Annotated in this window: 24 protein-coding genes and 1 tRNA gene; 7 read left to right on the top strand and 18 right to left on the bottom strand. The window is 65.8% G+C overall.

From position 1 onward, the window contains the following. Positions 1–133: 133 nt before the first annotated feature. Genes A5636_RS20000 through fabG form a run of 5 tightly spaced genes read right to left on the bottom strand, consistent with a single transcriptional unit; the run spans position 134 to position 5,198 of the window. Complete coding sequence (locus tag A5636_RS20000; protein ID WP_065160351.1) at positions 134–826, bottom strand: GntR family transcriptional regulator; 693 nt, start codon at positions 824–826, stop codon at positions 134–136. 4 nt (positions 827–830) lie between these two features. Beyond that, positions 831–2,024: an acyl-CoA dehydrogenase family protein gene (locus A5636_RS19995; RefSeq protein ID WP_065160350.1), complete on the bottom strand. Its 1,194-nt coding sequence runs from the start codon at positions 2,022–2,024 to the stop codon at positions 831–833. After that, complete coding sequence (locus A5636_RS19990; RefSeq protein ID WP_065160349.1) at positions 2,021–3,229, bottom strand: CoA transferase; 1,209 nt, start codon at positions 3,227–3,229, stop codon at positions 2,021–2,023. Before A5636_RS19990 ends, A5636_RS19995 begins: the two co-directional genes overlap by 4 nt. Continuing rightward, a complete protein-coding gene (locus tag A5636_RS19985) occupies positions 3,226–4,452 on the bottom strand; it encodes an acetyl-CoA C-acetyltransferase (RefSeq protein WP_065160348.1) in 1,227 nt (408 codons plus the stop codon). The genes A5636_RS19990 and A5636_RS19985 overlap by 4 nt, the downstream gene beginning before the upstream one ends. Beyond that, a complete protein-coding gene (gene fabG, locus A5636_RS19980; RefSeq protein WP_065160347.1) occupies positions 4,449–5,198 on the bottom strand; it encodes a 3-oxoacyl-ACP reductase FabG in 750 nt (249 codons plus the stop codon). Before fabG ends, A5636_RS19985 begins: the two co-directional genes overlap by 4 nt. Before the next feature lie 104 nt (positions 5,199–5,302). Here fabG and A5636_RS19975 point away from each other — a divergent pair, with 104 nt between their 5' ends. Further along, positions 5,303–6,463, top strand: coding sequence for an acyl-CoA dehydrogenase family protein (locus A5636_RS19975; protein ID WP_065160346.1), 1,161 nt, complete (start codon positions 5,303–5,305; stop codon positions 6,461–6,463). A 114-nt stretch (positions 6,464–6,577) separates the two neighbouring features. Here the strand turns inward: A5636_RS19975 and A5636_RS19970 are convergent, their stop codons facing one another. The 5 genes from A5636_RS19970 to A5636_RS19950 all read right to left on the bottom strand — a co-directional run bounded on the left by A5636_RS19970 (position 6,578) and on the right by A5636_RS19950 (position 13,457). Then, positions 6,578–7,654, bottom strand: a complete 1,077-nt coding sequence (locus tag A5636_RS19970) for a phosphotransferase family protein (RefSeq protein ID WP_065160345.1) — start codon at positions 7,652–7,654, stop codon at positions 6,578–6,580. A gap of 53 nt (positions 7,655–7,707) precedes the next feature. After that, positions 7,708–9,462 carry an ABC transporter ATP-binding protein gene (locus A5636_RS19965; RefSeq protein ID WP_065160429.1) on the bottom strand — a complete coding sequence of 585 codons (1,755 nt, stop codon included), beginning with the start codon at positions 9,460–9,462 and terminating at the stop codon, positions 7,708–7,710. Further along, on the bottom strand, positions 9,459–12,035 hold the full coding sequence (locus A5636_RS19960) for an ABC transporter ATP-binding protein/permease (RefSeq protein ID WP_065160344.1): 2,577 nt from the start codon (positions 12,033–12,035) through the stop codon (positions 9,459–9,461). Before A5636_RS19960 ends, A5636_RS19965 begins: the two co-directional genes overlap by 4 nt. Beyond that, complete coding sequence (locus A5636_RS19955) at positions 12,035–12,748, bottom strand: TetR family transcriptional regulator (protein ID WP_065160343.1); 714 nt, start codon at positions 12,746–12,748, stop codon at positions 12,035–12,037. Before A5636_RS19955 ends, A5636_RS19960 begins: the two co-directional genes overlap by 1 nt. An 88-nt stretch (positions 12,749–12,836) precedes the next feature. Further along, positions 12,837–13,457 (bottom strand): TIGR03085 family metal-binding protein, encoded by a 621-nt coding sequence (locus tag A5636_RS19950; protein WP_065160428.1) that lies wholly within the window; start codon positions 13,455–13,457, stop codon positions 12,837–12,839. An 85-nt stretch (positions 13,458–13,542) separates the two neighbouring features. On the opposite strand from A5636_RS19950, the gene A5636_RS19945 reads away from it, so the two are divergent. The 4 genes from A5636_RS19945 to A5636_RS19930 all read left to right on the top strand — a co-directional run bounded on the left by A5636_RS19945 (position 13,543) and on the right by A5636_RS19930 (position 15,653). Next, positions 13,543–13,758: a DUF3072 domain-containing protein gene (locus tag A5636_RS19945; protein WP_065160342.1), complete on the top strand. Its 216-nt coding sequence runs from the start codon at positions 13,543–13,545 to the stop codon at positions 13,756–13,758. A gap of 84 nt (positions 13,759–13,842) precedes the next feature. Beyond that, complete coding sequence (locus A5636_RS19940; RefSeq protein WP_065160341.1) at positions 13,843–14,139, top strand: hypothetical protein; 297 nt, start codon at positions 13,843–13,845, stop codon at positions 14,137–14,139. Then, positions 14,139–15,218, top strand: coding sequence for a hypothetical protein (locus A5636_RS19935; RefSeq protein WP_065160340.1), 1,080 nt, complete (start codon positions 14,139–14,141; stop codon positions 15,216–15,218). The genes A5636_RS19940 and A5636_RS19935 overlap by 1 nt, the downstream gene beginning before the upstream one ends. 12 nt (positions 15,219–15,230) lie before the next feature. Next, on the top strand, positions 15,231–15,653 hold the full coding sequence (locus A5636_RS19930; RefSeq protein ID WP_065160339.1) for a hypothetical protein: 423 nt from the start codon (positions 15,231–15,233) through the stop codon (positions 15,651–15,653). A 61-nt stretch (positions 15,654–15,714) separates the two neighbouring features. Here A5636_RS19930 and A5636_RS19925 read toward each other — a convergent pair. Continuing rightward, positions 15,715–15,797: transfer RNA gene (locus tag A5636_RS19925), tRNA-Leu, on the bottom strand. A 61-nt stretch (positions 15,798–15,858) separates the two neighbouring features. On the opposite strand from A5636_RS19925, the gene A5636_RS19920 reads away from it, so the two are divergent. Both A5636_RS19920 and A5636_RS19915 read left to right on the top strand, forming a co-directional pair. Further along, positions 15,859–16,248 carry a hypothetical protein gene (locus A5636_RS19920; protein WP_065160427.1) on the top strand — a complete coding sequence of 130 codons (390 nt, stop codon included), beginning with the start codon at positions 15,859–15,861 and terminating at the stop codon, positions 16,246–16,248. Then, positions 16,245–16,601, top strand: coding sequence for a DUF3817 domain-containing protein (locus tag A5636_RS19915; protein WP_065160338.1), 357 nt, complete (start codon positions 16,245–16,247; stop codon positions 16,599–16,601). Before A5636_RS19920 ends, A5636_RS19915 begins: the two co-directional genes overlap by 4 nt. Position 16,602: 1 nt before the next feature. Here A5636_RS19915 and rdgB read toward each other — a convergent pair whose 3' ends face one another. The 7 genes from rdgB to aosR form a co-directional block, all read right to left on the bottom strand. Next, positions 16,603–17,205, bottom strand: a complete 603-nt coding sequence (rdgB, locus tag A5636_RS19910) for an RdgB/HAM1 family non-canonical purine NTP pyrophosphatase (protein ID WP_065160337.1) — start codon at positions 17,203–17,205, stop codon at positions 16,603–16,605. Continuing rightward, the gene (rph, locus tag A5636_RS19905; RefSeq protein WP_065160426.1) at positions 17,202–17,981 is read right to left on the bottom strand and encodes a ribonuclease PH; all 780 of its coding nucleotides are present in this window, start codon (positions 17,979–17,981) and stop codon (positions 17,202–17,204) included. Before rph ends, rdgB begins: the two co-directional genes overlap by 4 nt. Before the next feature lie 81 nt (positions 17,982–18,062). Beyond that, positions 18,063–18,842: a cyclic nucleotide-degrading phosphodiesterase gene (locus tag A5636_RS19900; RefSeq protein WP_065160425.1), complete on the bottom strand. Its 780-nt coding sequence runs from the start codon at positions 18,840–18,842 to the stop codon at positions 18,063–18,065. Positions 18,843–18,909: 67 nt separating this feature from the next. Then, positions 18,910–19,725, bottom strand: a complete 816-nt coding sequence (murI, locus tag A5636_RS19895; RefSeq protein ID WP_065160336.1) for a glutamate racemase — start codon at positions 19,723–19,725, stop codon at positions 18,910–18,912. After that, entirely contained in the window at positions 19,722–20,384 is a 663-nt protein-coding gene (locus tag A5636_RS19890) for a rhomboid family intramembrane serine protease (protein ID WP_065160335.1), read from the bottom strand. Before A5636_RS19890 ends, murI begins: the two co-directional genes overlap by 4 nt. Positions 20,385–20,432: 48 nt before the next feature. Continuing rightward, a complete protein-coding gene (locus tag A5636_RS19885) occupies positions 20,433–21,473 on the bottom strand; it encodes a P1 family peptidase (protein WP_065160334.1) in 1,041 nt (346 codons plus the stop codon). Continuing rightward, positions 21,470–22,057, bottom strand: coding sequence for an oxidative stress transcriptional regulator AosR (aosR, locus tag A5636_RS19880; protein ID WP_065160333.1), 588 nt, complete (start codon positions 22,055–22,057; stop codon positions 21,470–21,472). Before aosR ends, A5636_RS19885 begins: the two co-directional genes overlap by 4 nt. Between the last annotated feature and the right edge of the window lie 14 nt (positions 22,058–22,071).

Genomic DNA, 22,071 nt, shown 5'->3' with positions numbered 1-22,071 from the left:
TCCGGCCGCGACATTGAACCCGACTTGAAACCGACCTTGAAACCGACATTGAACCTATGCACACGAAACGCCGCAGACACTGTGCGTAGCGTCAGTCTCGACGCCTTCGGTGCGAAAGTTGGCGCAGTGGCTCCTAGCCCCGCGGCACCGACGGCGTCACGTCCACCACGCCACGCTCGACGAGGTGGTCGATCAGCGGGACCGCGCTGGCGGCAAGGTGTTCCGACATGGCGGCGCGCGCTTGCTGCTCGTCATGCCGAGCCAGCGCCGCCAGCACCCGCCGGTGGTCCTTGACGGCCTGGTCCGGCCAATGCTCGATCATCGGGAACACCGATTCCGGTGCGTAGCGGGTGATCTGGGACATCAGTTGTGCCAACTTCGGGGACGCCGCAGCGATATTGATGGCTCGGTGAAACTCGTGGTTGAGCCGTATCGTGCGGTCGTCGTCGGCGGCGGCGTAGGCAGCCTCGAGTTGGCTCTGCAGGTCCTGCAGGTGCCCCAGTTGTTCGTCGGTGATGTGCAGCGCGGCCCGGGCCGCGAGTTCGCCGCCGACGTGGGCCTGCACGTTGGCGACGTCGGCGAGGTCGCGCTGGGTCAACGGCAGTACCACGAAACCCCGGCGCGGCTGCTGGGCGACAAGACCTTCAGCGCGCAATGCAAACAGGGCCTCGCGCACCGGCGTGACGCTGATCCCCAACTCGGCGGCTAGTTGGTCGAGGCGAATGTATTGCCCGGCGGCGTAGCTGCCCTCGAAGATTCGCTTTCGGACAAAGCTTGCGACGTCCTCGGAAAGTTGTGGTCGCGCACTGAAATCCGGAACGGTCATGACCTCACACCCGGTACTCGTCGAGCAACCGCTTGCTGATGATGGACTTCTGGATCTCGCTGGTTCCCTCGCCGATCAGCAGGAAGGGCGCGTCGCGCATCAGCCGCTCGATCTCATACTCCTTGGAGTAGCCGTAGCCGCCGTGGATCCGAAAGCTCTGCTGAGTGACCTCGGAGCAGAATTCGCTGGCGAGGTATTTCGCCATCCCCGCGGCGACATCGTTGCGCTCACCAGAGTCCTTGAGTCGGGCGGCATTGACCATCATCAGATGTGCCGCTTCGACTTTGGTCGCCATCTCGGCGAGCTGAAAGGCAACGGCCTGATGCTCGGCGATCGGCTTACCGAACGTTTGCCGTTGCTGGGCATACTTGACGGCGAGTTCGAAGGCGCGGATGCCGATCCCGCAGGCACGCGCGGAAACATTCACCCGGCCGACTTCGATGCCGTCCATCATCTGAAAGAAGCCCTGCCCGGGCCGACCCCCGAGAATGTCATCGGCGCTGGCCCCATAGCCGTCGAAGATGAGTTCGGTGGTGTCGATGCCCTTGTAGCCCAGCTTGTCTATCTTGCGGGGGATGATCAGGCCGGGCACCACTTCGCCGAAGCCGGTCGGCTTCTCGACCAGAAACGCCGTCAGGTTGCGATGCGGCTTGTCCGCACCCTCGTCGGTGCGCACCAGCACGGCTACCAGCGTGGAACTGCCGCCGTTGGTCAGCCACATCTTCTGTCCGTCGATGGTGTAGGTGCCGTCGTCATTGCGGGCCGCCCGGGTACGAATGGCCGCAACGTCAGAGCCCAATTCCGGCTCGGACATCGAGAATGCGCCTCGTGTCTCACCGGTCACCATCCGCGGCAGGAACCGTTGCTTCTGCTCATCGGTTCCGTGCTGACGCAACATGTAGGCGACGATGAAGTGGGTGTTGAGCACTCCGGAAATGCTCATCCAGCCCCGCGCCAGTTCCTCGACACACAGCGCGTAGGTCAACAGTGACTCGCCGAGCCCGCCGTACTCCTCCGGAATCATCAGCCCGAACAGCCCCATTTCCCGCAACCCGTCAACGATCGCCTGCGGGTAGGTGTCGGTGCGTTCGAGTTCCGGCGCGTTCGGAATGATCTCCTTGTCGACGAATTGCCGTACCGTCGCGACGATCTCGGACTGGAATTCGGTGAGACCGAGGGTCTGGGCGAGTTTGGTCATCCGGTTGCTCCTATCGTCCCCGCCGTCGCCAGCCGACTGATGTCAGCGTCGGTCAAGCCCAGGTACTCCGCCAGCACATCGGCGGTGTCTACTCCCAATCCCGGCGCGGCGGCGCTGGCGGGGTGGACACCGTCGAGCACGGCCGGCATGGCCGGAGCGAGATAGTCACCGACGCCAGGCTGGTGCAGTCGGGAGAACAACGGATTGGCAGTCACTTTCGGCCCGGCGGCAACTTCGGCGAAGGTGCGGTAACGCTCCCACAGCACCGAGGTGCCCGAGAGCGCCGCGGTGACCTCGTCGCCGGTGCGGTCGGCGAACCAGGTGCCGAACAGACCGGAGAGCACATCCCGGTACCGGTACCGATCGCCCTCCGACCCGAAGTCCACCCCCAGCGCCTCGGCCAACGCCGCCATGGCGGCACCCGTGCCGGTCACCTCGACCAGGTCACGAAAGTGCCTTCTGGTCAACAGAACCACCATGAATCTGGCCCCGTCGCGGCTGACGAAGTCCTGTCCGTATTGCCCGTAGATCGAGTTGCCCAGACGCTCGCGTTGCGTGCCGATCACTTGCGGCTCGGTGAGCAATCCGAGGTTACCCGCGGTCGCCAGGGCTACGTCTTCGAGCGCGATGCTGATGCACGCACCCGCGCCGGACTGCTCACGGCGGTGGATGGCGGCCACCACGGACAGTGCCGCGTACAGACCGCAACTGACGTCCCAGGCGGGCAACACATGGTTGATCGGGCCGGCGTGCTCGGCCGGCCCGGTGACGAGGGGGTATCCAATGGCCGCATTCACGGTGTAGTCCACCCCGGTGGATCCGTCACTGCGCCCGAGTAATTGGACATGGATGAGATCGGAACGCCTGGTAGCCAGTGCATCAGGACTCAGCCAGGACATGCCCGCGGCATTGGTGACCACGATGCCGTCACCTTCGGTGATCAGCCGCGCCACCAGCTCCTGGCCCTCGGATGAACGCAAGTCGACGGTGACCGAACGCTTTCCCTTGTTCAGCCCGGTCCAATAAATCGAGGTCCCCTCCGCGGCCAACGGCCAGCGCTGCGTATCGGCGCCCCCGCCGATCGGGTCGACGCGGACCACCTGTGCACCGAGCTGGCTCAGGGTCATGCCGCACAGGGGTGCGGCGACGAAGCTGGACACCTCGACGACACGGATGCCGGTCAGCGGCAAGGCGGGACTCGTCACGTGACCCGCTCGAAGATCGCGGCCAGACCCTGGCCGCCGCCGATGCACATGGTCTCCAGCCCGTAGCGCCCCTGGCGGCGGTTCAGTTCGCGTGCCAGGGTGGCCAGCATCCGCCCGCCGGTCGCCCCGACCGGGTGGCCCAGCGAGATTCCTGAGCCATGCACATTGGTGCGGTCGTGATCAGTCGCAGTGAATTTCCATTCCCGCATGACCGCCAGCGCTTGTGCGGCGAAGGCCTCGTTGAGCTCGATGAGATCGATATCCGCAAGTCGCAGATCAGCTTTGTGCAGCGCGGCTTCGGTGGCCGGCACGGGGCCGATGCCCATGAGGTGGGGCGCCACACCGGCCTGGCCCCAGGAAACCAGGCGCACCAACGGTGTCAGCCCGTATTCGGCTGCTTTCTCCGGGGTGGTTACCACACACATCGACGCGGCGTCGTTCTGCCCACTGGCATTGCCCGCGGTGACCGTCGCATCCGGATCATCCTTGGCCAGAACGGGTTTGAGCCTGCCCAAGGATTCCATCGTGGTGTCGGCGCGTGGGTGTTCGTCGGTGTCCACCAACTCTTCGCCGTGCCGGGTGGCCACCGGCACCGGGATGATCTCCTCGCCGAGGGTGCCATCCTTTTGGGCGGCCGCCGCCCGCTGGTGTGACCGCACCGCAAGCTCGTCCTGCTCCTGCCGAGAGATGCCGTACTGCCGACGCAAGTTCTCCGCGGTCTCGAGCATGCCACCCGGCACCGGGTAGTGCCGACCGCCCGCGGTAGTGCGCCCGCGCGCCAACCCGTCGTGCACGTGCACACCGGAACGCGCACCACCCCAACGCATGTCGGTGGAATAGAAGGCCACGTTGCTCATGCTTTCGCAACCACCGGCAACGACGAAGTCGTCGTTACCGGTGCTTACCTGCAGGCAGGCCTGGATCGCCGCCTGCAGGCCGGACCCGCAGCGCCGATCGACTTGCATGCCCGGGACGGTGGTAGGTAGCCCCGCGTCGAGTGCGACCACGCGCCCGATCGCGGGAGCCTCGCTGCTGGGGTAGCAGTGTCCGAGGATCACGTCCTGCACGGCGTCCGGCGCGATGCCGGTGCGGTCGAGCAAGCCGCGCAGCGCGGCCACGCCGAGGTCAACGGCACTGAGCGACTTGAACATTCCGCCGTAGCGGCCGATCGGTGTCCGGACCGGTTCGCAGATGACGGCCTCTCGCCGAGTGCCATTGCTCATAGGTGCCGGCCGCCGGTGATTTCCATGACCGTTCCGGTCATGTACGACGAGAGGTCCGAGGCCAGGAACAAGGCGACACTCGCCACCTCGCTGGGTTCACCTGCGCGACCCATCGGCACCTCGGCGACCTTCGAATCCCAGATGCGTTGCGGCATCGCCTCGGTCATCGCGGAGCGAATCAATCCGGGTGCGATTGCGTTCACCCGGACCCCGAGGTAGGCAAGTTCCTTGGCGGCCGCCTTGGTCATGCCCACGATCCCCGCCTTGGCCGCCGAATAGTTGGTCTGGCCGACCATCCCGACCTTGCCCGACACGGACGACATGTTGATGATGGCGCCACGCTTGTTCTCCCGCATGACCGCCGCAGCCAACCGGGTGCCGTTCCAGGTCCCCTTCAGGTGCACGTTGATGACCTGATCGAACTGCTCTTCGGTCATCTTCCGCATGGTCGCATCGCGGGTGATGCCGGCGTTGTTGACCATGATGTCCAGACCGCCGAAGCGGTCGATGGCGGTCTGGATCAGGCTTTGCACCTGGTCGGATTGCGTGACGTCGCACCGCACCGCGACGGCGACTTCGGCACCACCCAACTTCTCGGCCGCCGCCTCGGTTGCCTCGAGGTTCACGTCACCGAGCACCACCCGGGCGCCCTCTGCGATGAATCGCTCCGCTATGGCAAATCCAAGACCCTGCGCGGCGCCGGTAACCACCGCGGTCTGACCCTCCAGCAACGACACCTGAATCACTCGCCCCTATATGTCATGGCCCAGGTTTGGGCACCCATCGTCGAATATCGTATTTCATATACGATATCGAGCATCCCGCACCCATTCGCCGAAGGAGCACCGGCATGACTTCCGAGGTCGCCGACGAGGATTTTCAGCAAATCCTGGCGCAGACCCGCCAATTCGTGCGTACCGCGGTCCTGCCGCGCGAACAGGAGATCCTCGACACTGACCGGGTCCCAGACGACCTGCGCGAGCAAGCCAAGCAGATGGGATTGTTCGGCTACGCCATCCCGCAGGAGTGGGGCGGCCTCGGCTTGGACCTGGTGCAGGATGTCGAACTGGCAATGGAGTTGGGTTACACGTCGCTGGCGGTGCGGTCGATGTTCGGCACGAACAATGGCATTGCCGGACAGGTTCTTGTCGGGTTCGGCACCGACGAACAGAAAGCACGGTGGCTGCAGGGGATTGCCAGCGGTGATGTGGTCGCGTCGTTCGCGCTCACCGAATCAGGGGCCGGCTCCAATCCGGCCGGTTTAAAGACCAAAGCCGTTCGGGACGGCCAGGATTGGCTTATCTCGGGACAGAAGCGCTTCATCACCAACGCCCCCACCGCGAACCTGTTCGTGGTATTCGCCCGCACCCGGCCCGCGGACGACCAAGGTCCCGGTATCGCTGTCTTTCTGGTCCCGGCGGACGCGGCCGGGGTCAGCGTGGGCACCAAGGACGCCAAAATGGGCCAGGAGGGTGCCTGGACAGCCGACGTCAACTTCGACGAAGTCCGCGTCGACGACACAGCACTGATCGGGGGCAGCGAGGACATCGGATATCGGGCCGCCTTGACCTCGTTGGCCCGGGGCCGGGTGCATATAGCGGCGATCGCCGTCGGCGCGGCCCAACGCGCACTCGATGAATCCGTGTCCTACGCCGCGACCGCCACGCAGGGCGGTACCCCGATCGGCAACTTCCAGTTGGTGCAAGCGATGCTCGCCGATCAACAAGCCGGTGTACTAGCCGGTCGGGCGCTGGTCCGCGACACCGCACGCCAGTGGGTGGCTAACTCCGACCGGCGGATCGCGCCGTCGGCGGCGAAGCTCTTCTGCACCGAAATGGCCGGCAAGGTCGCCGATCTCGCGGTCCAGATTCATGGCGGCAGCGGTTACATGCGCGGGGTGCCCGTCGAACGGATCTACCGTGATGTTCGCTTGCTTCGCCTTTACGAGGGCACCAGCGAGATCCAGCGACTGATCATCGGCGGGCAATTGGTGAAGGCAGCACAGCGGTGACGGGTCCAGTCGCCCACGTCGTGCTGACAAGGGATCGACGCGACTGATCAGCGATCTACGCGCATACGCGTATTTTCTCTCGCCGGTTCTCTCGCCGAGGGTGGGTTCGGCTACCTAGCCGATCAAGTCCAAGGTGCCCAAGTCGCGGATCGCCTCACACCCGCGCCGCAGCATGGTCAACACCATGTCGTCGCCGCGCTCGGTCGCGGTCGCGAACGCGAATCCCAACGCCGAGATCAACACGGTGTGCGGCATGCCGAGTCGGTAATCCCGCCAGCAGGTTTCGCGGTCGTAGTCGGTGACACCGTGCCCGATCAGGGCCTGGTGGTAGCTGTCGACGAGGTCTGCTTCGATGACTTTGCGCAGCTCGGAGTCAAGGCTGGTGGCGGTGAAATATGCCAAGTCCCGGGCGGGCAGGCCGATACCGAGTGTCTGCCAGTCCACCACGCTCACCCGGGTGCGTTCGGGATCGAACAACAGGTTGTCCAGTCGGTAGTCACCATGCAGCAGCGCGAAGCGGTCCCGCTCGGAAAGCAACCACGGCGTCACCAATGCCATTGCCGCGGCGAATGTTTCGCGGTCCTCGGCGGTCATCCGGGTACCGAGTTTGTCCAGGGTGATGTCGGCACTCATCTTCGCGACATCACCAAGACCCTTGGCGGATTCGTCATCCGGACGTCCGAACGCGATGCCGGGCAGATCCACCCACACTGGGTCACACCAACTGGGTCCGTGCAGTCCGGCCAGGGCGGTTACGGCCAGCTGCGCCTCCCGCTCCCCACAACCCGCGAGCTGATCACCCTGCACGGCGGGTGCCTGATCTGCCAGCAGCAAAGCGTATTCCATTGCATCATCGGTGATTTCGCAATAGAAGCACTCCGGCACCGGCACCCTCACCCGATCCGCCACCGAGGTATAGAAGGCACATTCGCTGCGGTAACCGAAGACAACGCGGTCCCGCACGGTGTCATCCTGGGCCGGCAGCTTGATCACGAAGGTCTGCGGGAGATCACCCGGATCGGTCCGATAGGTCGTCGTCACCCGGTAAGTGGCCCCGGTCTGTCCGGTACCGATCGCGACGACGTCGGTGTGCGACACCTGCACCGGATTGCCCCGGTGACTGAGCGCGGAGGACAGCCACTCCGGCGTGACATCGGCGGGGTACCGCGGAATCGACAACAGCGCGCTCATGGCACAACTGTAAGACATACGGCATGAGCTTCGGGCATCCCGTCCCGCGGCAGCTACCCGGCCAGGATCCGCCAGTCGGCAGCTTCGTGCTGCTGACGCCAGAACTCGCTGAAACGTCCACCGGCAGCGAGCAATTCATCCACGCCGCCATCCTCGACCACGCGACCGTTCTCCAGGAACAGCACGCGGTCGGCGTGCCGGATGCTGGCGAGCCGGTGGGCCACGATCACCCGGGTGTGCGAATGGGGATCGGCCGTCAGGGCCTCGACCACAGCTACTTCGTTCTCGTTGTCGAGAGCACTGGTCGCCTCGTCGACCAACAGTGTCGGCGCACCCTTCAGCAGCGCACGCGCGATGCTGACCCGCTGGCGTTCGCCGCCGGACAGCGCCGATCCGGCCTCGCCCACAACCGTATCCACCCCGTCGGGAAGTCTGCTGCTGAGCTCGTCGACCCGGGCCAGCCGAACAGCCCGGGCAAACCGCTCGTCATCGGCGTCCGGGTCACCGGCGAGCACGTTCTCCCGAATCGTTCCGTGGAAGAGGTATGGGTGCTGGAAGACGACGCTACTGGCGCGCCGGCGGGCGCCGGCATCCAGTGTGATGGCGTCCACGCCGTCGATGAGCACCCGGCCACTGGTCGGTTGGTGCAATCCGGCGATCAGCGCCAGGATGGTGCTCTTTCCGGAGCCCGACGGCCCGACGATCGCGGTCGCGGTCCCGGGTTGCAACGAGAAACTGACCCTGTCCAGTACCGGGGGGCCGCCGTCGTAACTGAAAGACGCGTCGTAACTGAAAGAAACGTCGTCGAATTCGATGCACGGCGCGGCGGTAGCGTCACGCAGGACGGCGTTTCCGGAGCCCAGTGCCGGCGCGGTAAGCACCGAGCGGATCCGACCGAGTGTGGCACGGATGGTTTCCAGGGCTGGTGCCAGCTCACTGACCGTCACGAAGGGTTCGAGGTAGCGGGCCATCACCACGATCAACGCGACAGCCTCGGGTACCGAGAGCGTTCCGCCCACGGTCAGTGCCGTAGTGACACCGGCGAGCAGGATCAACGCCAACTGGCTGGCGATGCTGAACAACAGCTGGCCCGGGATCTGCATGCCCAGCAGCCGTAGCGTCGCGCTGTGCTGGGCGCTCAACGCGTCGCCGACCATGCTGCGGGCGGGCTCGACGCGCCGCGCCGCGCGCAACGCCTGCTGGGTCCGGGCGAACTCGATGATGCGCTCGGTCAGCGCGCTGTTGGCCGCGCCGGCCGCGGCGTCGGCCTTACGGGAGAGCCGCACCGAACCCCACAACGCACCCAGGAGCAGCGGCACGCCGGCCAGCGCGGCCGCGCCGAGCTGCCAGGAGACCGGCAACAACACCAGCGCGATCACCGCCGGCAGCAGCACCGCACTGAGTAGCGGGGTGAGCAGGTTCACCACCAGTCCGACGAGTTCGGGCCCAGTGGAGGCAATCGCCTGCCGCGCCGTCGCGGTGTTCTCCGCGGTGAACCACTCCAACCGCACATCCGGCAACCGGTCGGCGATGTCGTGCTGGGTGTGGTCCAAGACGGAGAAGCCCAGATCGAAACCGATTCTCGCGGTAGAGGTGTCGATTATCCAACCGAGTACCGTCGCGGCGGTGAGCCAACCCAGCCACACCAGCGCCCGGTCCGGCGAATTACTGAACAGGGCGCCCACCAACGGCACCAGCAGCACCGCGCCCACTGCACGCACCACTACAGAGATGACCGTAAGCACGGCATAACTCAGGACCTTGCCGCGGCGGTCCGCCGGTACCAAGCCGATCCAGGTGCGGATCATCGTGCCGCCCCCTGTGCTGCGACCGAGGCCGACATCGGCCGGCCGGTCTCCCAAAGTCGGTGGTAGCGGCCCTCTGCAGCGAGCAACTCGTCGTGGGTGCCACGCTCGGCGATGCGGCCGTGGTCGAGTACGACGATCTGGTCGGCCCCGGTGACGGTGTGCAGCCGGTGTGCGATGACCAACACGGTACGATCTCGAGTCAGTCGGTTAAGTGCTTGTTGCACAAGGTATTCCGACTCGGGGTCGGCGTATGCGGTGGCCTCGTCGAGGATCAGTACCGGCGTGTCGGCCAGGATTGCACGAGCGATGGTCAGTCGTTGTTTCTCCCCGCCCGAGAGCGCGGCACTGGCGCCCAGAACGGTGTCGTAACCGTTGGGCAGGCGCAGGATGCGATCGTGGATCTGTGCCTCACGGGCCGCGGCCTGGATCTGCGCGATGGTGGCATCGGGCACGGCCAAGGCAATATTCTCCGCGACGGTGCCGTGCACGAGTTGGGTCTCCTGCAGGACGAAACCGACACGGCTGTAAAGCTCGTCGGCGGTCAGCGCGCGAATGTCACTTCCGCCCACCCGGATCGAACCCTGCTGCACGTCATGGAACCGGGCCAGCAGCGCAGCGAGCGTGGACTTACCCGAGCCGGACGGCCCAACCAGAGCGGTGACCGTGCCTGGTCGAAGTTCCAATGACACCTCACAAATCACCGGGACGCCCGGCCGGTAGCCGAAGCTCACCCGGTCGAACACCACGGTTGCGTCCTGGGACGATTCACCCGGGCGGTCCTCGACCTCGAGTTCGGGTTCGGCGAGCGCGATTTGGAGGCGCCGGGCGGCCAGCATACCGCCGCGAATACCGCCGATCCCATAGCCGATGCCCAGCAGCCGGGTACCGAATGTGGTGCCCAGCAACAGGAACGGCAGCAGGTCCACCGGGTCCATGCGGTGCGTCGTCACCAGCAGGGTGCCGGCTGTGACGATGAGCCACAGGAAGGTGGACGGACGGGTGGCCAGATCCATCATGGTCTTCTTGCCTGCCAGCGGACGCTGCCAGGCAACGAGGAAGCCGATGTATTCGTCCAGGCGACGCCGGAACGTCGAAGCGGCCGCGCCTCCGAAGACGCGGATCACCGGTTGGCCTTCGAGGTATGCGCCGGCTTCGGTGCTCATCTTCTCCGCCCACCGTTGGGATTGCGCGATGCGCGGGCCGGACTGAATCATCAAGGCCGACGACGTCACCAGGTAGACGAGGACCGGTCCGAACAGCACCAGCGCCACTCTCCAGTCCACGACGAACAGATACAGCAGCACTGCGAGCGGCGCGACGACCGCGTTCACCGCATCCGGGATGGCGTGTGTGACGAGATAGTGCAGCGACAGCGTGTCGTCCTGGACCAACTGCTTGATCGAACCCGATCCGCGTGCGGTGAACCAGCCCAATGGCAGCCGAGACAGCTTGCCCAACAACCGCGATCGCAGTCCGCTGGCGAAGCGTGCGTCGACGACGTGCAGCCAGAGGGTCAGCGCCGCGCCGAGCAGGGTGCCCAGCCCCAACAGCGAAACCGCCGCGATTCCGATGTTCCACAACCGGGATTCATTGGCACCGGCGACCAGCAGTCGGGACAATTCGACGAGCAGCACGAACGGGGCCAGCTGCACCAGGGTAATGACGGCTTGCAGCACCCCGGAGATGATCAGCGCCCCGCGCAGCGGCGCCAGCAACTGACCCGCGGCTTGAGCGCGCCAGCTGCCCCGCGCAATCTCAGGCTCAGGCTGTTCGACAACGTTTTCCGATTGCTCGTTGCCGGCTTGACCGGCGGCCTCGGTTTCCTCGTCACGTCTGATGCCCATTTCCTTGCCGGCGCTCCAATACGCCTGGGCGTGCACCTCGGACTTGGGGAACCCGAACACGTCACGCAGCCTTTTGCGAACGTTTTTCAGCGTGTTGGCTTCCGGGGTGACCCAGGCATACCAGTTGGACCAGTCACGAGATTCGATGGCGTCGGCCAACGACTTGTCGTCACGCCGGCCGATCCAATGCACCCGCAACCGAGGGTGCTCGGCGATGGGGATCAGGATGTCGTTGTCGTCGTGCTGTTCGAGATACATCTCGATCGGGACGTCCCGCGGGACGGTTCCGATGATCCCGTTCATGCCGGGAATCGACGCCGAGTCACCGATCAGCAGGTAGCCGGCCGGCTGCTCCTCGGGCGGATCGAACCGGGTGGAACCCATCAGCGACGTGACCGCAATGGTGGCACCGGGCTGCACGGTCTGCGCCCAGGTCGAGGCCGGCCCCGCGGGCTCGTGCAGCACCACGTCGACCGCAAAACGACCGCTGGCCGGGTCTGCTTCGGAAAGCGTGTAGCCGCGCTGGAATTCGGTTTTGGACCCCTTCGGATCCGGGAACCAGAATCGCAGCCAAGCGGCCGGCTCGGCCTCGGTGTCTTCGAACAGTGTCGGCGACTCCATCCGTATCCGGACGAAATGCGGTGCGATCATTAGAGTTTCGATCACCGTCGCCATGTGGTCGCGGGCACCGAAGCCTTTGAGCATCGCCCCCGAAAATCCGCGTGCCATCAACGATCCTCTCCCGCGGCGGTGTGCGCCGCCACGACTTCCAAGATCGGGCGGCCCGGCGGAATGTCACCGACCAGACCCCGGATCGACGCGGCAAGCAACAACCGCACGTATGTCGAACTCGACAGTTCGGGCAGGCCGACATGGGTGGCCCCGAGCCGCTCATCACCGGCCAACCGACGATTGGCGGCGTCGCGCTCCTGCGCGAACCGGTCGGCTTGCTCACCGCCGGTCGTGCTGGCATTGCTCTCTTCTCGGCAGGCGAGACTGATCGCCAACGTGGCAACGGCACTGGCCAGCACGATCGCCGCGTCCTCGCCGTACCCGCGTCGGCTCAGCGCGTCTACTTCCGCGACCAGCAACCGCATTCCGGCGTCGCCGCGCGGAAACAGCACCTGCAGATAGGCCCCCAGGCCGGGGTGCTCGACGGTGAAGTGCCACAGCTGAAGCCCGAATGACAGTAAGTGCTGCTCGACGTTCTCGTCCGGGTCATCGTCTAACCGAAGTTCGGCGAGCAGGCTTTCGCCGACCAGTCGCTCAAGCGCCCAGCGGCTCTCGATGTGCCGATACAGGGCGGTCGCCGAGACGCCGAGCCGGCCGGCGACAGCGGTGATGCTCAGACGCTGCATACCGAGCTCGCGACCCACGCGCAGGACGTCGTCCACCGCTATCAGCGCTGGCCGGCCGCCGGTGCGCTGAGCAATCGTTTCCACCCGGCTGACCCCTCGATGCGGTTAGTTACCCCCGTAAACTAAGGGTTACCTTACACACCGTCAACCGCGTGTACGGATCCTGCCCCGGTCACAGACTCTTAGGGGCGTTCTGCACGTCGCGGATCGCCTGCTCGTCGCCGTCGAAGTCGACTCGAGCCGTCCTGCCGACGGCGAACAGCAGTAACTCTTCAGGTTGGCCGGTCACCGTGACGGCCGGGCCGTGGCCGGCTATCAGCACCGTCTTGCCGTCGGTGGTGCGCAGGGCGACGCGCCCCGGCACCTTGGACAACGTCAGTCGCGCCATCAGTCCCAGGGTCCGTCGTAGACCGGCGACGAGTTTGGGTTCGAGTTGGCGTGGCTCCCAATCGGTTCCGGCGCGCCGCACGTCCTCGTGATGGATGAACATTTCGGCGACATTGGCCACCGGGTCGAGCAGTTTGAAAGGTGAGTAGGCGGGCGGACCGGATGCGATCTTTTCCACCAACTCCTCCCACTCGGTGTCTTCGGCGACCCGGTTCTGCAGTTTCTCGGTGTGGCCGGCGAAGAACGGAATAAGAATGCCAGGCCCGGCATCCAACCGGTGCTCCCTGATCACCAGATGAGCGGCGAGGTCGCGGGTGCGCCAACCTTCACAGAGCGTCGGCGCTTCGGGTCCCGCGGCCAGGATGGTCTCTACCAAGGCGGCGCGCTCGCGTCGTGCAACGGACACTTCGTCTCCAATCATTTCGACGGTCGATAACTATGGTGCCGCAGGCGCACGTTTCGAATGTATGTGCGACGGTTATCCGCGATGCATGAGTAACAACGCGCAGCAAGCCCCGCAGGAGAATCCCGAAAAGGACCCCGCCAACTGGGTAACGGGCGATGAACCGATGACCGGTCCGCAGCGCAGCTATGTGAGCACGCTGGCTCAGGAGGCCGGCCGTAGTGTGCCGGACGATCTGACCAAGGCGCAGGCCTCGGAGTTGATCGAGGAGTTGCAGCAGCAGACCGGTCGCGGCACAGGTTAGCCCCGGGACGGCCAGTCTGCTGAACCCGCATGACGCTCATTGGGTGAATAGCGCCGACTGGCCGCCCTACCTACCATCCGACGGATGGGATCGAACGAACTGCAGGTCGGCCTCGACGAACTACGAGCTACGGCTGCTCAATGGCAAGGGCTGAGTGCACAATTCACCGAGCCGGTACCGCCGTCACCGGGACAACCGTTTCAGCCCACCACGGCGGCGCTGAACACCGTGAATGCGGCTGTCCGCGCCGCTGCCGCATCGTTGCTCGCGCGGACTGAGGCGACCGCCGACGGGCTGGTCAGCGCTGCCGGGCAATACGGCATCCAGGAGGCGACCAGCACCGCCGATATGTCCAACGTTCCGCAGGTGGCGGTGGCGTAGTGGGCATCACCCTGTCGCAGATCCGGGCATGGAGCACCGAACCGTTGACCGCTGCGGCCAGCCAATGGAGCAAGACGGCCGATCAATGGGAAGACGCCTTCTCGACGATGCGCGACCAGTCCTATGCCATGGCATGGCATGGCGCGGGCGGTGATGGGCTCCGGCAGCGCACGAGCGCCGATCTAGCCACGGTCAACGGCGCGGCTGAGCGGTTGCGTCAGGCAGCAGCGATTGCACGTAAGGGCGCGAGCGATATCAGCGCGGCCAAACGACGGGCGTTGTATGCCGTCGAAGACGCTCAGAACGCAGGATACGATGTCGGAGAAGACCTTTCGGTTTCCTATACCGACGTTGGCGGCAGTGCCGCCGAGCAGGCAGCGCGCCAAGCCCAGGCCGAACGGATAGCCCGTAGCATTTGGTCTCGCGCAAAGCAGCTGGAGGGGGCGGACCGCAGCATCGCGAACCAAGTCACCGCCACCGCCGGCGACGTAGGGCAGGGCGGATTCGCGAGGCCGAACGGTCACTCCGTCTCCACAATCGGCGACGGAGGCTCTCCACGTGGGGGCCGCAACGGGCACATCACTCCTGCTGTTGTTCACGGCCAACGCGGCGGCATTCAGCTGGTTGATGTCAACGGTGGCGCGGAACCCGCGCCACCCATGCCGCAACCGACCCCGGCGTCAGGGCAGCCGCAAATAGGCCCGTTCCCGGTGCCACCGCTAGTGGCTGCTGCGGCGCCTAAGACTCCACCGCCGCCTACCGCACTGCCTGTGCCTGCACCGAGGCCGCCGGCGCCGGCTGGCCCGAGCTTCGGCCAATGCGTCGGGCAGCAGGTGAAAACCAATATCGGTAAAGACATGGTCAAAAGCGGTTTTACAGGCGGGATCGCGGGTGCCATTTCCGGAATCATTGGAGGCGCTGCCGGGGGCGCTGCAATCACACCTGAACTTGCAGGTGCCGGTGCCCTACCCGGTGCCGTCGGCGGAGGTGTACTCGGTTTCGTAGGCGGGTTCACGAAGGGGCTACTCAAGGCACCCGTCAAATCCGGTATCAGAGGCGCTATTGAGTGCGCGAATTAACGGAGGGTTGAAATGATTATCGACATACGTAAGGCGCTACTCCTGTTACCGGTTTACGTCGCCGGGATGGTCGGGACAGATTTGCTGATGAACTCCGATGGTTTGCAGACCCGCAACGATCTACCACTGTGGCTCATCATCGGCTTCACGATCATGAGTGTGACCGTATTGGGGCTTGTCGCCTGGTATCTCGGTCAAAGGTCTCGCGGGAACGTACTCGTGCAGACCGAACGCGTGTACATGGCTTTCTTCATCGCGCTTTTCATTTCGGGTCTCGTCAGTGACAGTCTGAAGGCTTTGACAAACCTCATCTTTCACAGCATGTCAATCTGGATTCTGATCCCCTTCTACATACTGTCGTACCCGGTGTCGCTCGCAGTGACCGTCATCGTTACCAATCGAATTGCGACCAAATCAGCTCAGCCACAGGGTTAAGCGCTGATCACCGGCATCGCGCCCGTCAAGCCGTCCGACGGGTGGAAGTCAGTCTATGAAGTGCGGGCGGAGGGACTCGAACCCACACGCTCTTTCGAGCACCGGCACCTAAAGCCGGCGCGTCTGCCATTTCGCCACGCCCGCGCGCCTAGCGATGCTACGCCGCCTACCCGGCCCCATCACCACCGCGCGGTACCGTCATGGTGTGTCCTCCCCCGCCCCGGTACGACGCCACCGGCGGGTCGCCGCGATCGCCCTGGTGATCGTTGCGGCCTGCGGGTGCCTGGCGCTGGGCTGGTGGCAGTGGACCCGTTTCCAGTCGGTATCGGGCACGTACCAGAACCTGGGCTACGCGCTGCAGTGGCCGCTGTTCGCCGGGTTCTGCATCTACGCCTACCGCAATTTCGTCCGTTACGAAGAGGCGCCGCCGGAGCCACGAAACCACCGCACCGCCACCGAGATCCCACCCGGGCTCCTGCCCGAGCGACCAAAGCAACAGCAGCAACCCGACGACCCCGCATTGCGCGAGTACAACGCTTACCTGGCCGAGCTCGCGAAGAACGACGCCGAGAAGCAGAACAGGACCACCGCATGAGCGCACCCGAGACACCCGAAACCGAACGGAGCGCCTCGGTGTTCCCGGCCGAAAAGATCCGGACGGCGTTACTCGCCTACCGGGTGATGGCGTGGGTTACAGGTATCTGGCTGATCGCATTGTGCGGAGAGATTGTCTCGCATGTGTTCTTTCACAACGAGATTCGGTGGATCGAAGTTGTGCATGGCTGGGTGTACTTCGTCTACGTGATCGCGGCATTCAATCTCGCGATCAAGGTGCGCTGGCCGATCGGCAAGACAGTTGGCGTGCTGCTGGCCGGCACTGTGCCGCTGCTCGGCATCATCGTCGAGCAGCGTCAGACCAAAAACGTCAAGGCCCGCTTCGGCGTCTGACTCAGTCCGCCAGCCCGCGCAGCGCGGGGAGCAACAGGGCCAGCGCGCGACCGCGGTGCGACGCCGCGTCCTTCTCGTCCGGGGTCAACTCGGCCGCGGTGCGCTGCTCCCCGCGAGGAACGAACACCGGGTCGTAGCCAAAGCCGCCGTTGCCGCGGGGCTCCCCCGCGATCGACCCGCGCCACTCGCCGCGCACCACGACTTCGTCTGAATCCGAGACCAGCGCGCAGGCCGATACGAACGCCGCGCTGCGCCGCCCGACGGGGACGTCACGCAACTGCGCCAACAGCAACGCGGTGTTGGCGTCGTCGTCACCGTGCCGGCCCGACCACCGTGCCGACAACACCCCCGGCATGCCGTTGAGCGCTGCGACCTCCAGCCCCGAGTCGTCGGCGACACTCGCCAGACCGGTGGCAGCGAACGCGTCACGCGCCTTGGCGAGGGCATTCTCCTCGAACGTCGCACCGGTCTCCGGCGCCTCGTCGAACCCCGGCACGTCTTCCAGCGATACCAGCGTCACGCCCGACAAACCGGCACCGTCAAGCACCCGCTGCAGCTCGGCCAGCTTCTTGCGGTTTCGGCTGGCCACCAGGAGGCGGGTCAGCTTCCGAACGCCTTCGGCTGCGGCGCTCCTTCGGGCAACTCACCGGGATACGGCAGCGCCAAGGCTTCTCGTTGGGCGGCGAACAGCTCGTCGCAGGCATTGAGCGCCATGTCGAGCAGCTTGTCCAGGGTTGAGCGCGGGAACGTCGCACCCTCGCCGGTGCCCTGCACCTCGACCAGCGTGCCGGTGTCGGTGGCGACGACGTTCATGTCAACCTCGGCGCGCGAGTCCTCCTCGTAGGGCAGGTCCGCCCGGATCCTGCCGTCGACCACGCCGACGCTGATCGCCGCGATGGCACAGGACAAGGGCCGGGGGTCGGACAACTTGCCCGCGGCCGACAGGTAGGTCACTGCATCGGCGAGCGCCACGTAGGCGCCGGTGATGGCCGCGGTACGGGTACCGCCGTCGGCCTGCAGGACGTCGCAGTCGACGGCGATGGTGTTCTCCCCGAGTGCGGCCAGGTCGATGCAGGCGCGCAGCGACCTTCCCACCAACCGGCTGATCTCCTGGGTACGTCCGCTGGGTCGGCCCTTCACCGACTCCCGGTCGGAACGCGTGTGGGTGGCCGACGGCAACATCGCATACTCCGCCGTCAACCAGCCCAGACCCGAACCCTTGCGCCAGCGCGGCACACCCTCGGTGACGCTCGCGGTGCACAACACCTTGGTTCGGCCGAATTCGATCAGCACCGAACCCGCCGGATTTTCGGTGAACCCCCGGGTGATGACCACCTGGCGAAGCTCGTCATCGAGGCGGCCGTCTTCTCGCTTTGACACGTCGACCACCCTAGCCCGCCTACGACGTGGGGCGAACAGCCCTGCGCGCACACCAGGATGTGCCGGGCGTCGCGCAAACAGCTAGCCGGTGCGGGCGATCTCGAAAGTCTCGTCGGGGACCACCGCGTGCACGGGCCCGTCGAATTCGGCCTTGGCTTCGCTGATCACGTCCTCGCGCGAGGTCCACGGCGGGATGTGAGTGAGCAGCAATTCGCGAACGCCGGCCCGCGCCGCGGCCCGGCCGGCTTCGGTGCCGGAAAGATGCAGGGCGGGAGGATGCTTCGGCGAGTGCGGCCACGACGCCTCACATAGAAAGACGTCGGCGTCGCGAGCCAACTCGATCAGTTGATCGCACTCCCCGGTGTCTCCGCTGTAGACCAGCGTCGCTCCGCTGCTGTCGGTGAACCGCAGGCCGAAGGACTCGGTCGGGTGGGCGACCGCCCGGGGCAGCACGGTGATCTCACCGATTGTCACCGGTTCGTTGTCGACCCAGTGCCGCACGTCGAAAATGTCCGAGCAGTCATCGATCTCGCCGCCATATGGTGACGACGCGGCGCCGATACGGGACCACGTGTCGCTCGGCCCGTACAAGAGCGCCTTGCCAGTAGGACGCGCGGTCGGGTGGTAGCGACGCCAGACAAACAGTCCCGGTACATCCAGGCAATGGTCCGCGTGCAGATGCGACAAGAGCACGTGCACCGACGCGGGATCGGCATGCCGTTGCAGCGCCCCCAGCACTCCGCCGCCGAAGTCGATGACGAGTGGCGGCGTGCCCGGTGCCCGAAGCAGATAACCCGACGCGGGCGAGTCCGGACCCACGACGCTACCTGAGCATCCGAGCACGGTTATGCGCACGGACACCACTGTGCCATGCCCGATACCACGATGGGGAAAACATCGCCGCATTCCGCAATAAACATCGGCATATCTAATGAACGCGCGTGGAGCGGGCGGGTTCAACGCCGATCACGGCCGGTCCGAGGAACCGGCTCGCCAATTCGGTGAATGCCTCCGGGTCGCCGGTGGCTTCGAAAATCCGGGCTGCCGGCGGCCCGCCGTGGGGGCGCAGCAAGTCCGATTCGGTGAGCACTCGCAGCACTTGCTTCGCGGTCTCCTCGGCGCTGGAAACCAGCGTGACGCCCTCCCCCATCACCAACTGAATCAGACCGGACAACAGCGGATAGTGCGTGCAACCGAGGACCAACGTGTCCACCTCGGCGCGTTGCAAAGGCTCCAGGTATCCCTCGGCCAGACCAAGCACCTGACGACCGCTGGTGACGCCACGCTCGACGAAATCGACGAACCGCGGACACGCCACCGCGGTGATCTCGGTGTCGCGGGCGGCGGCGAACGCGTCCTGGTAGGCGTGCGAGGTGATGGTCGCGCGCGTGCCGATCACTCCGATGCGGCCGTTGCGGGTCGCAGCCACCGCGCGACGCACCGCCGGCAGAATCACTTCGACGACGGGCACGTCGTACCGCTCCCGCGCGTCGCGAAGGCAAGCCGCCGATGCGGAGTTGCAGGCGATGACCAATACCTTGACACCCCTGCTGACCAGATCGTCACCGATGGCAAGCGCGTGCGCACGGATCTCCGGAATGGCCAGCGGCCCATACGGCCCGTTGCCGGTGTCGCCGACGTAGATGATGTCCTCGTCGGGCAGTTGGTCGATGATGGCCCGCGCGACGGTCAACCCGCCGACGCCGGAGTCGAAGATTCCGACGGGAGAAAGCGGCGAACTCATGCTCTACGGGGCAACGGCTTGCCCGCCCTTTTCAGCGCCCGGGCCTTGCGTTCGGGCGCGGACAGCAAGTAGGCCGCCGCCACGCCGGCCAGCGCGCCACACAGGTGCCCCTGCCAGGACACGCCACCGCACATACCCAGTCGCGGCAACGCACCGAGCAACACCCCGCCATAGACGAACAGCACCGCCAGCCCGATGACGATGTCCCACACTCGGCGCACAAATACGCCGAATACCAGTAGGAACGACAACCAGCCGAAGATCAGGCCGGACGCCCCGATGTGGTCGGTCGGCCCGCAACTGCTACCGACATTGCCGATCAGCCAGGTGCCGAAGCCACCCAGGATCCACACGATCGCCGTGGCCCAGACGAACCGGGACAGACCGGCCAGCGTCATAAGAAAACCGAGCACCAGCATCGGGACCGTGTTGGCGATCAGATGCTGCCAGTTGGCGTGCAGCACCGGCGCAAACACGATTCCCCACAGGCCATCGGTGGTCAGCGGTCGGATGCCGTTGTGATCCAGCCGATCACCGCTGAGTTGATCGATCAGTTCGATGACGTAGAGCAGCGCGACGAACGTGATGATGGTGGTCGCGCCGACCGCCCAGCGAGGCTTCTTCGTGTTCGTCTCCGTCGCCGGCGTGCGTGCGTTCATTCGCCGCTCCTCCTGCCCGTTTTCGGCTTTATACAGGTTACCGGGGGTTCAGCCACCCCGAACGGGCCCGAACGCGCCGGGTAGCACGTCGCGATAGGCGGGTATGCCGGCGACCGACTCCGCGGCGGTGACACCGGCCAGCACCGCGCGGGACAGGCAGTCCGCGGCGGCCGCACCCACCGCGGTGAGCAGTCCGGTCTCGGGGGACATCGCCGCCGGCGTGTCGGCCGCCGGCGGCACCTCCACCGCTCCGGTCGCCAGAGCGAAGATGGTGTCGCCGTCCAGCGGCGTGTGCGCCGGTCGCAAGGCGCGGGCCAGACCGTCGTGCGCGGCGATCGCGATGCGCCGGCACGCGGCGGGGCTCAACGCCGCGTCTGTTGCCACCACAGCGATGGTGGTGTTCAGCGAGCGCAGCGGCGACGGCAGTTGCGCCAGCGCGGCGATCTGTTCGCGCGGTGGCGGCGCGAGCGAAAACTCGCTGATCAAGTCCGCCATCCAGGGCAGGCCGGTAGCCGGGTCGACGGCTTCGCCGGCCGCGTTGACCACAACCAGCGCGCCGACCGTCACGCCCGAGGGCAGCGTGACCGACGCCGTCCCCACGCCACCTTTGAGCACCCCGACGCGCGCCCCGACTCCAGCGCCGACCGTTCCGACCATGACCTCGCTTGCGCTGTGGGCCGCTTCGCATGCCGCATAGCCGAATTCGGCGGTGGGCCGGCAGCCCCAGCCACCGACCGGCAGGTCGAAGATCACCGCGCCCGGCACGATCGGCACCACCCCGCCGGGCATCGCCACGCCGCGCTGCTGTTCCTCCAGCCAGTGCATGACCCCGTCGGCGGCGGCCAGTCCGTAGGCGCTACCGCCGGCCAACAGCACGGCATCCACGTAACGCACGCTGTTGACCGGATCGAGCAGATCGGTTTCCCGGGTGCCCGGCGCACCGCCGCGGCAATCGACCGCCCCGACCGTCCCGGGCGGCGTAAGCACCACCGTGACGCCGCAGGCCCAACCGCTACCAAGGGAGGCATCCGGATCCAACCGATGGTGGTGCCCGACGCGTATTCCGCCGACGTCGGTGATGGCGTTCATCCGGCCGGCTTCCCCATCAGGACCAGGACCAGATATTCCTGCAATACCGTCAGCCACTGGTAGACGTCGAAGTGCGCGGCCAACGGGTGGTCGGCCGGGAGACGCTCCGGACCTTGCGGACCGATCTCGAGCATGATGCCCAGCGTCAGCCGCAGGTCGTTGACGGCCGAGATCCACGCGTTGGCGCTCTCTTCGGTCAGCTCGAACCTCCCGCCGTTGGCGGGGACTGTGTCAAGTAACTGTTGCGCGGCAACGCGTTTGGCGTCGATGATCTCCGGCTCGTGCAGACTCCGGAGCGCGGAGTTGAGCGCTTCGGACGTTTCCAGAGGCAGCGCGTCGCTGTGGTCTTGCCGGTAGAAGTCCGGCAGCAGCCGCCCGAGCGTCGGGTCACCGGGCCGATCCGAATGCCCCGTCCTGATTCCGGTGATCTCCTCGAGTTCGTCCGACGGCGAGGTGGACTGCCGTTCGTCGAGGAGCCCGATCATCGCGCCGACCAGATTCTTCAGGAGGGCGGATTCGTGGGGCGCCAACGACGAACGGAATCGGGGGCCGTTGCGGGTTTCAACGCGCTTCCATTTGCGCACGATGTTTCCGGCTA

This window comes from Mycobacterium asiaticum, assembly GCF_001673315.1.
GTDB lineage: Bacteria > Actinomycetota > Actinomycetes > Mycobacteriales > Mycobacteriaceae > Mycobacterium > Mycobacterium asiaticum_B.
The sequence above is the reverse complement of the archived record's forward strand: the minus strand, read 5'-3'. Positions and strand labels throughout refer to the sequence as shown.

Coding starts and splice junctions, on each gene's coding strand:
- A5636_RS19930 (WP_065160339.1), top strand. CDS start 15,231: ATGATTATCGACATACGTAAGGCGCTACTCCTGTTACCGGTTTACGTC.
- A5636_RS19985 (WP_065160348.1), bottom strand. CDS start 4,452: ATGAGCAATGGCACTCGGCGAGAGGCCGTCATCTGCGAACCGGTCCGG.
- murI (WP_065160336.1), bottom strand. CDS start 19,725: ATGAGTTCGCCGCTTTCTCCCGTCGGAATCTTCGACTCCGGCGTCGGC.
- A5636_RS20000 (WP_065160351.1), bottom strand. CDS start 826: ATGACCGTTCCGGATTTCAGTGCGCGACCACAACTTTCCGAGGACGTC.
- A5636_RS19965 (WP_065160429.1), bottom strand. CDS start 9,462: ATGATCCGCACCTGGATCGGCTTGGTACCGGCGGACCGCCGCGGCAAG.
- A5636_RS19975 (WP_065160346.1), top strand. CDS start 5,303: ATGACTTCCGAGGTCGCCGACGAGGATTTTCAGCAAATCCTGGCGCAG.
- A5636_RS19885 (WP_065160334.1), bottom strand. CDS start 21,473: ATGAACGCCATCACCGACGTCGGCGGAATACGCGTCGGGCACCACCAT.
- A5636_RS19945 (WP_065160342.1), top strand. CDS start 13,543: ATGAGTAACAACGCGCAGCAAGCCCCGCAGGAGAATCCCGAAAAGGAC.
- A5636_RS19915 (WP_065160338.1), top strand. CDS start 16,245: ATGAGCGCACCCGAGACACCCGAAACCGAACGGAGCGCCTCGGTGTTC.
- A5636_RS19960 (WP_065160344.1), bottom strand. CDS start 12,035: ATGGCACGCGGATTTTCGGGGGCGATGCTCAAAGGCTTCGGTGCCCGC.
- A5636_RS19890 (WP_065160335.1), bottom strand. CDS start 20,384: ATGAACGCACGCACGCCGGCGACGGAGACGAACACGAAGAAGCCTCGC.
- A5636_RS19995 (WP_065160350.1), bottom strand. CDS start 2,024: ATGACCAAACTCGCCCAGACCCTCGGTCTCACCGAATTCCAGTCCGAG.
- A5636_RS19970 (WP_065160345.1), bottom strand. CDS start 7,654: ATGAGCGCGCTGTTGTCGATTCCGCGGTACCCCGCCGATGTCACGCCG.
- A5636_RS19940 (WP_065160341.1), top strand. CDS start 13,843: ATGGGATCGAACGAACTGCAGGTCGGCCTCGACGAACTACGAGCTACG.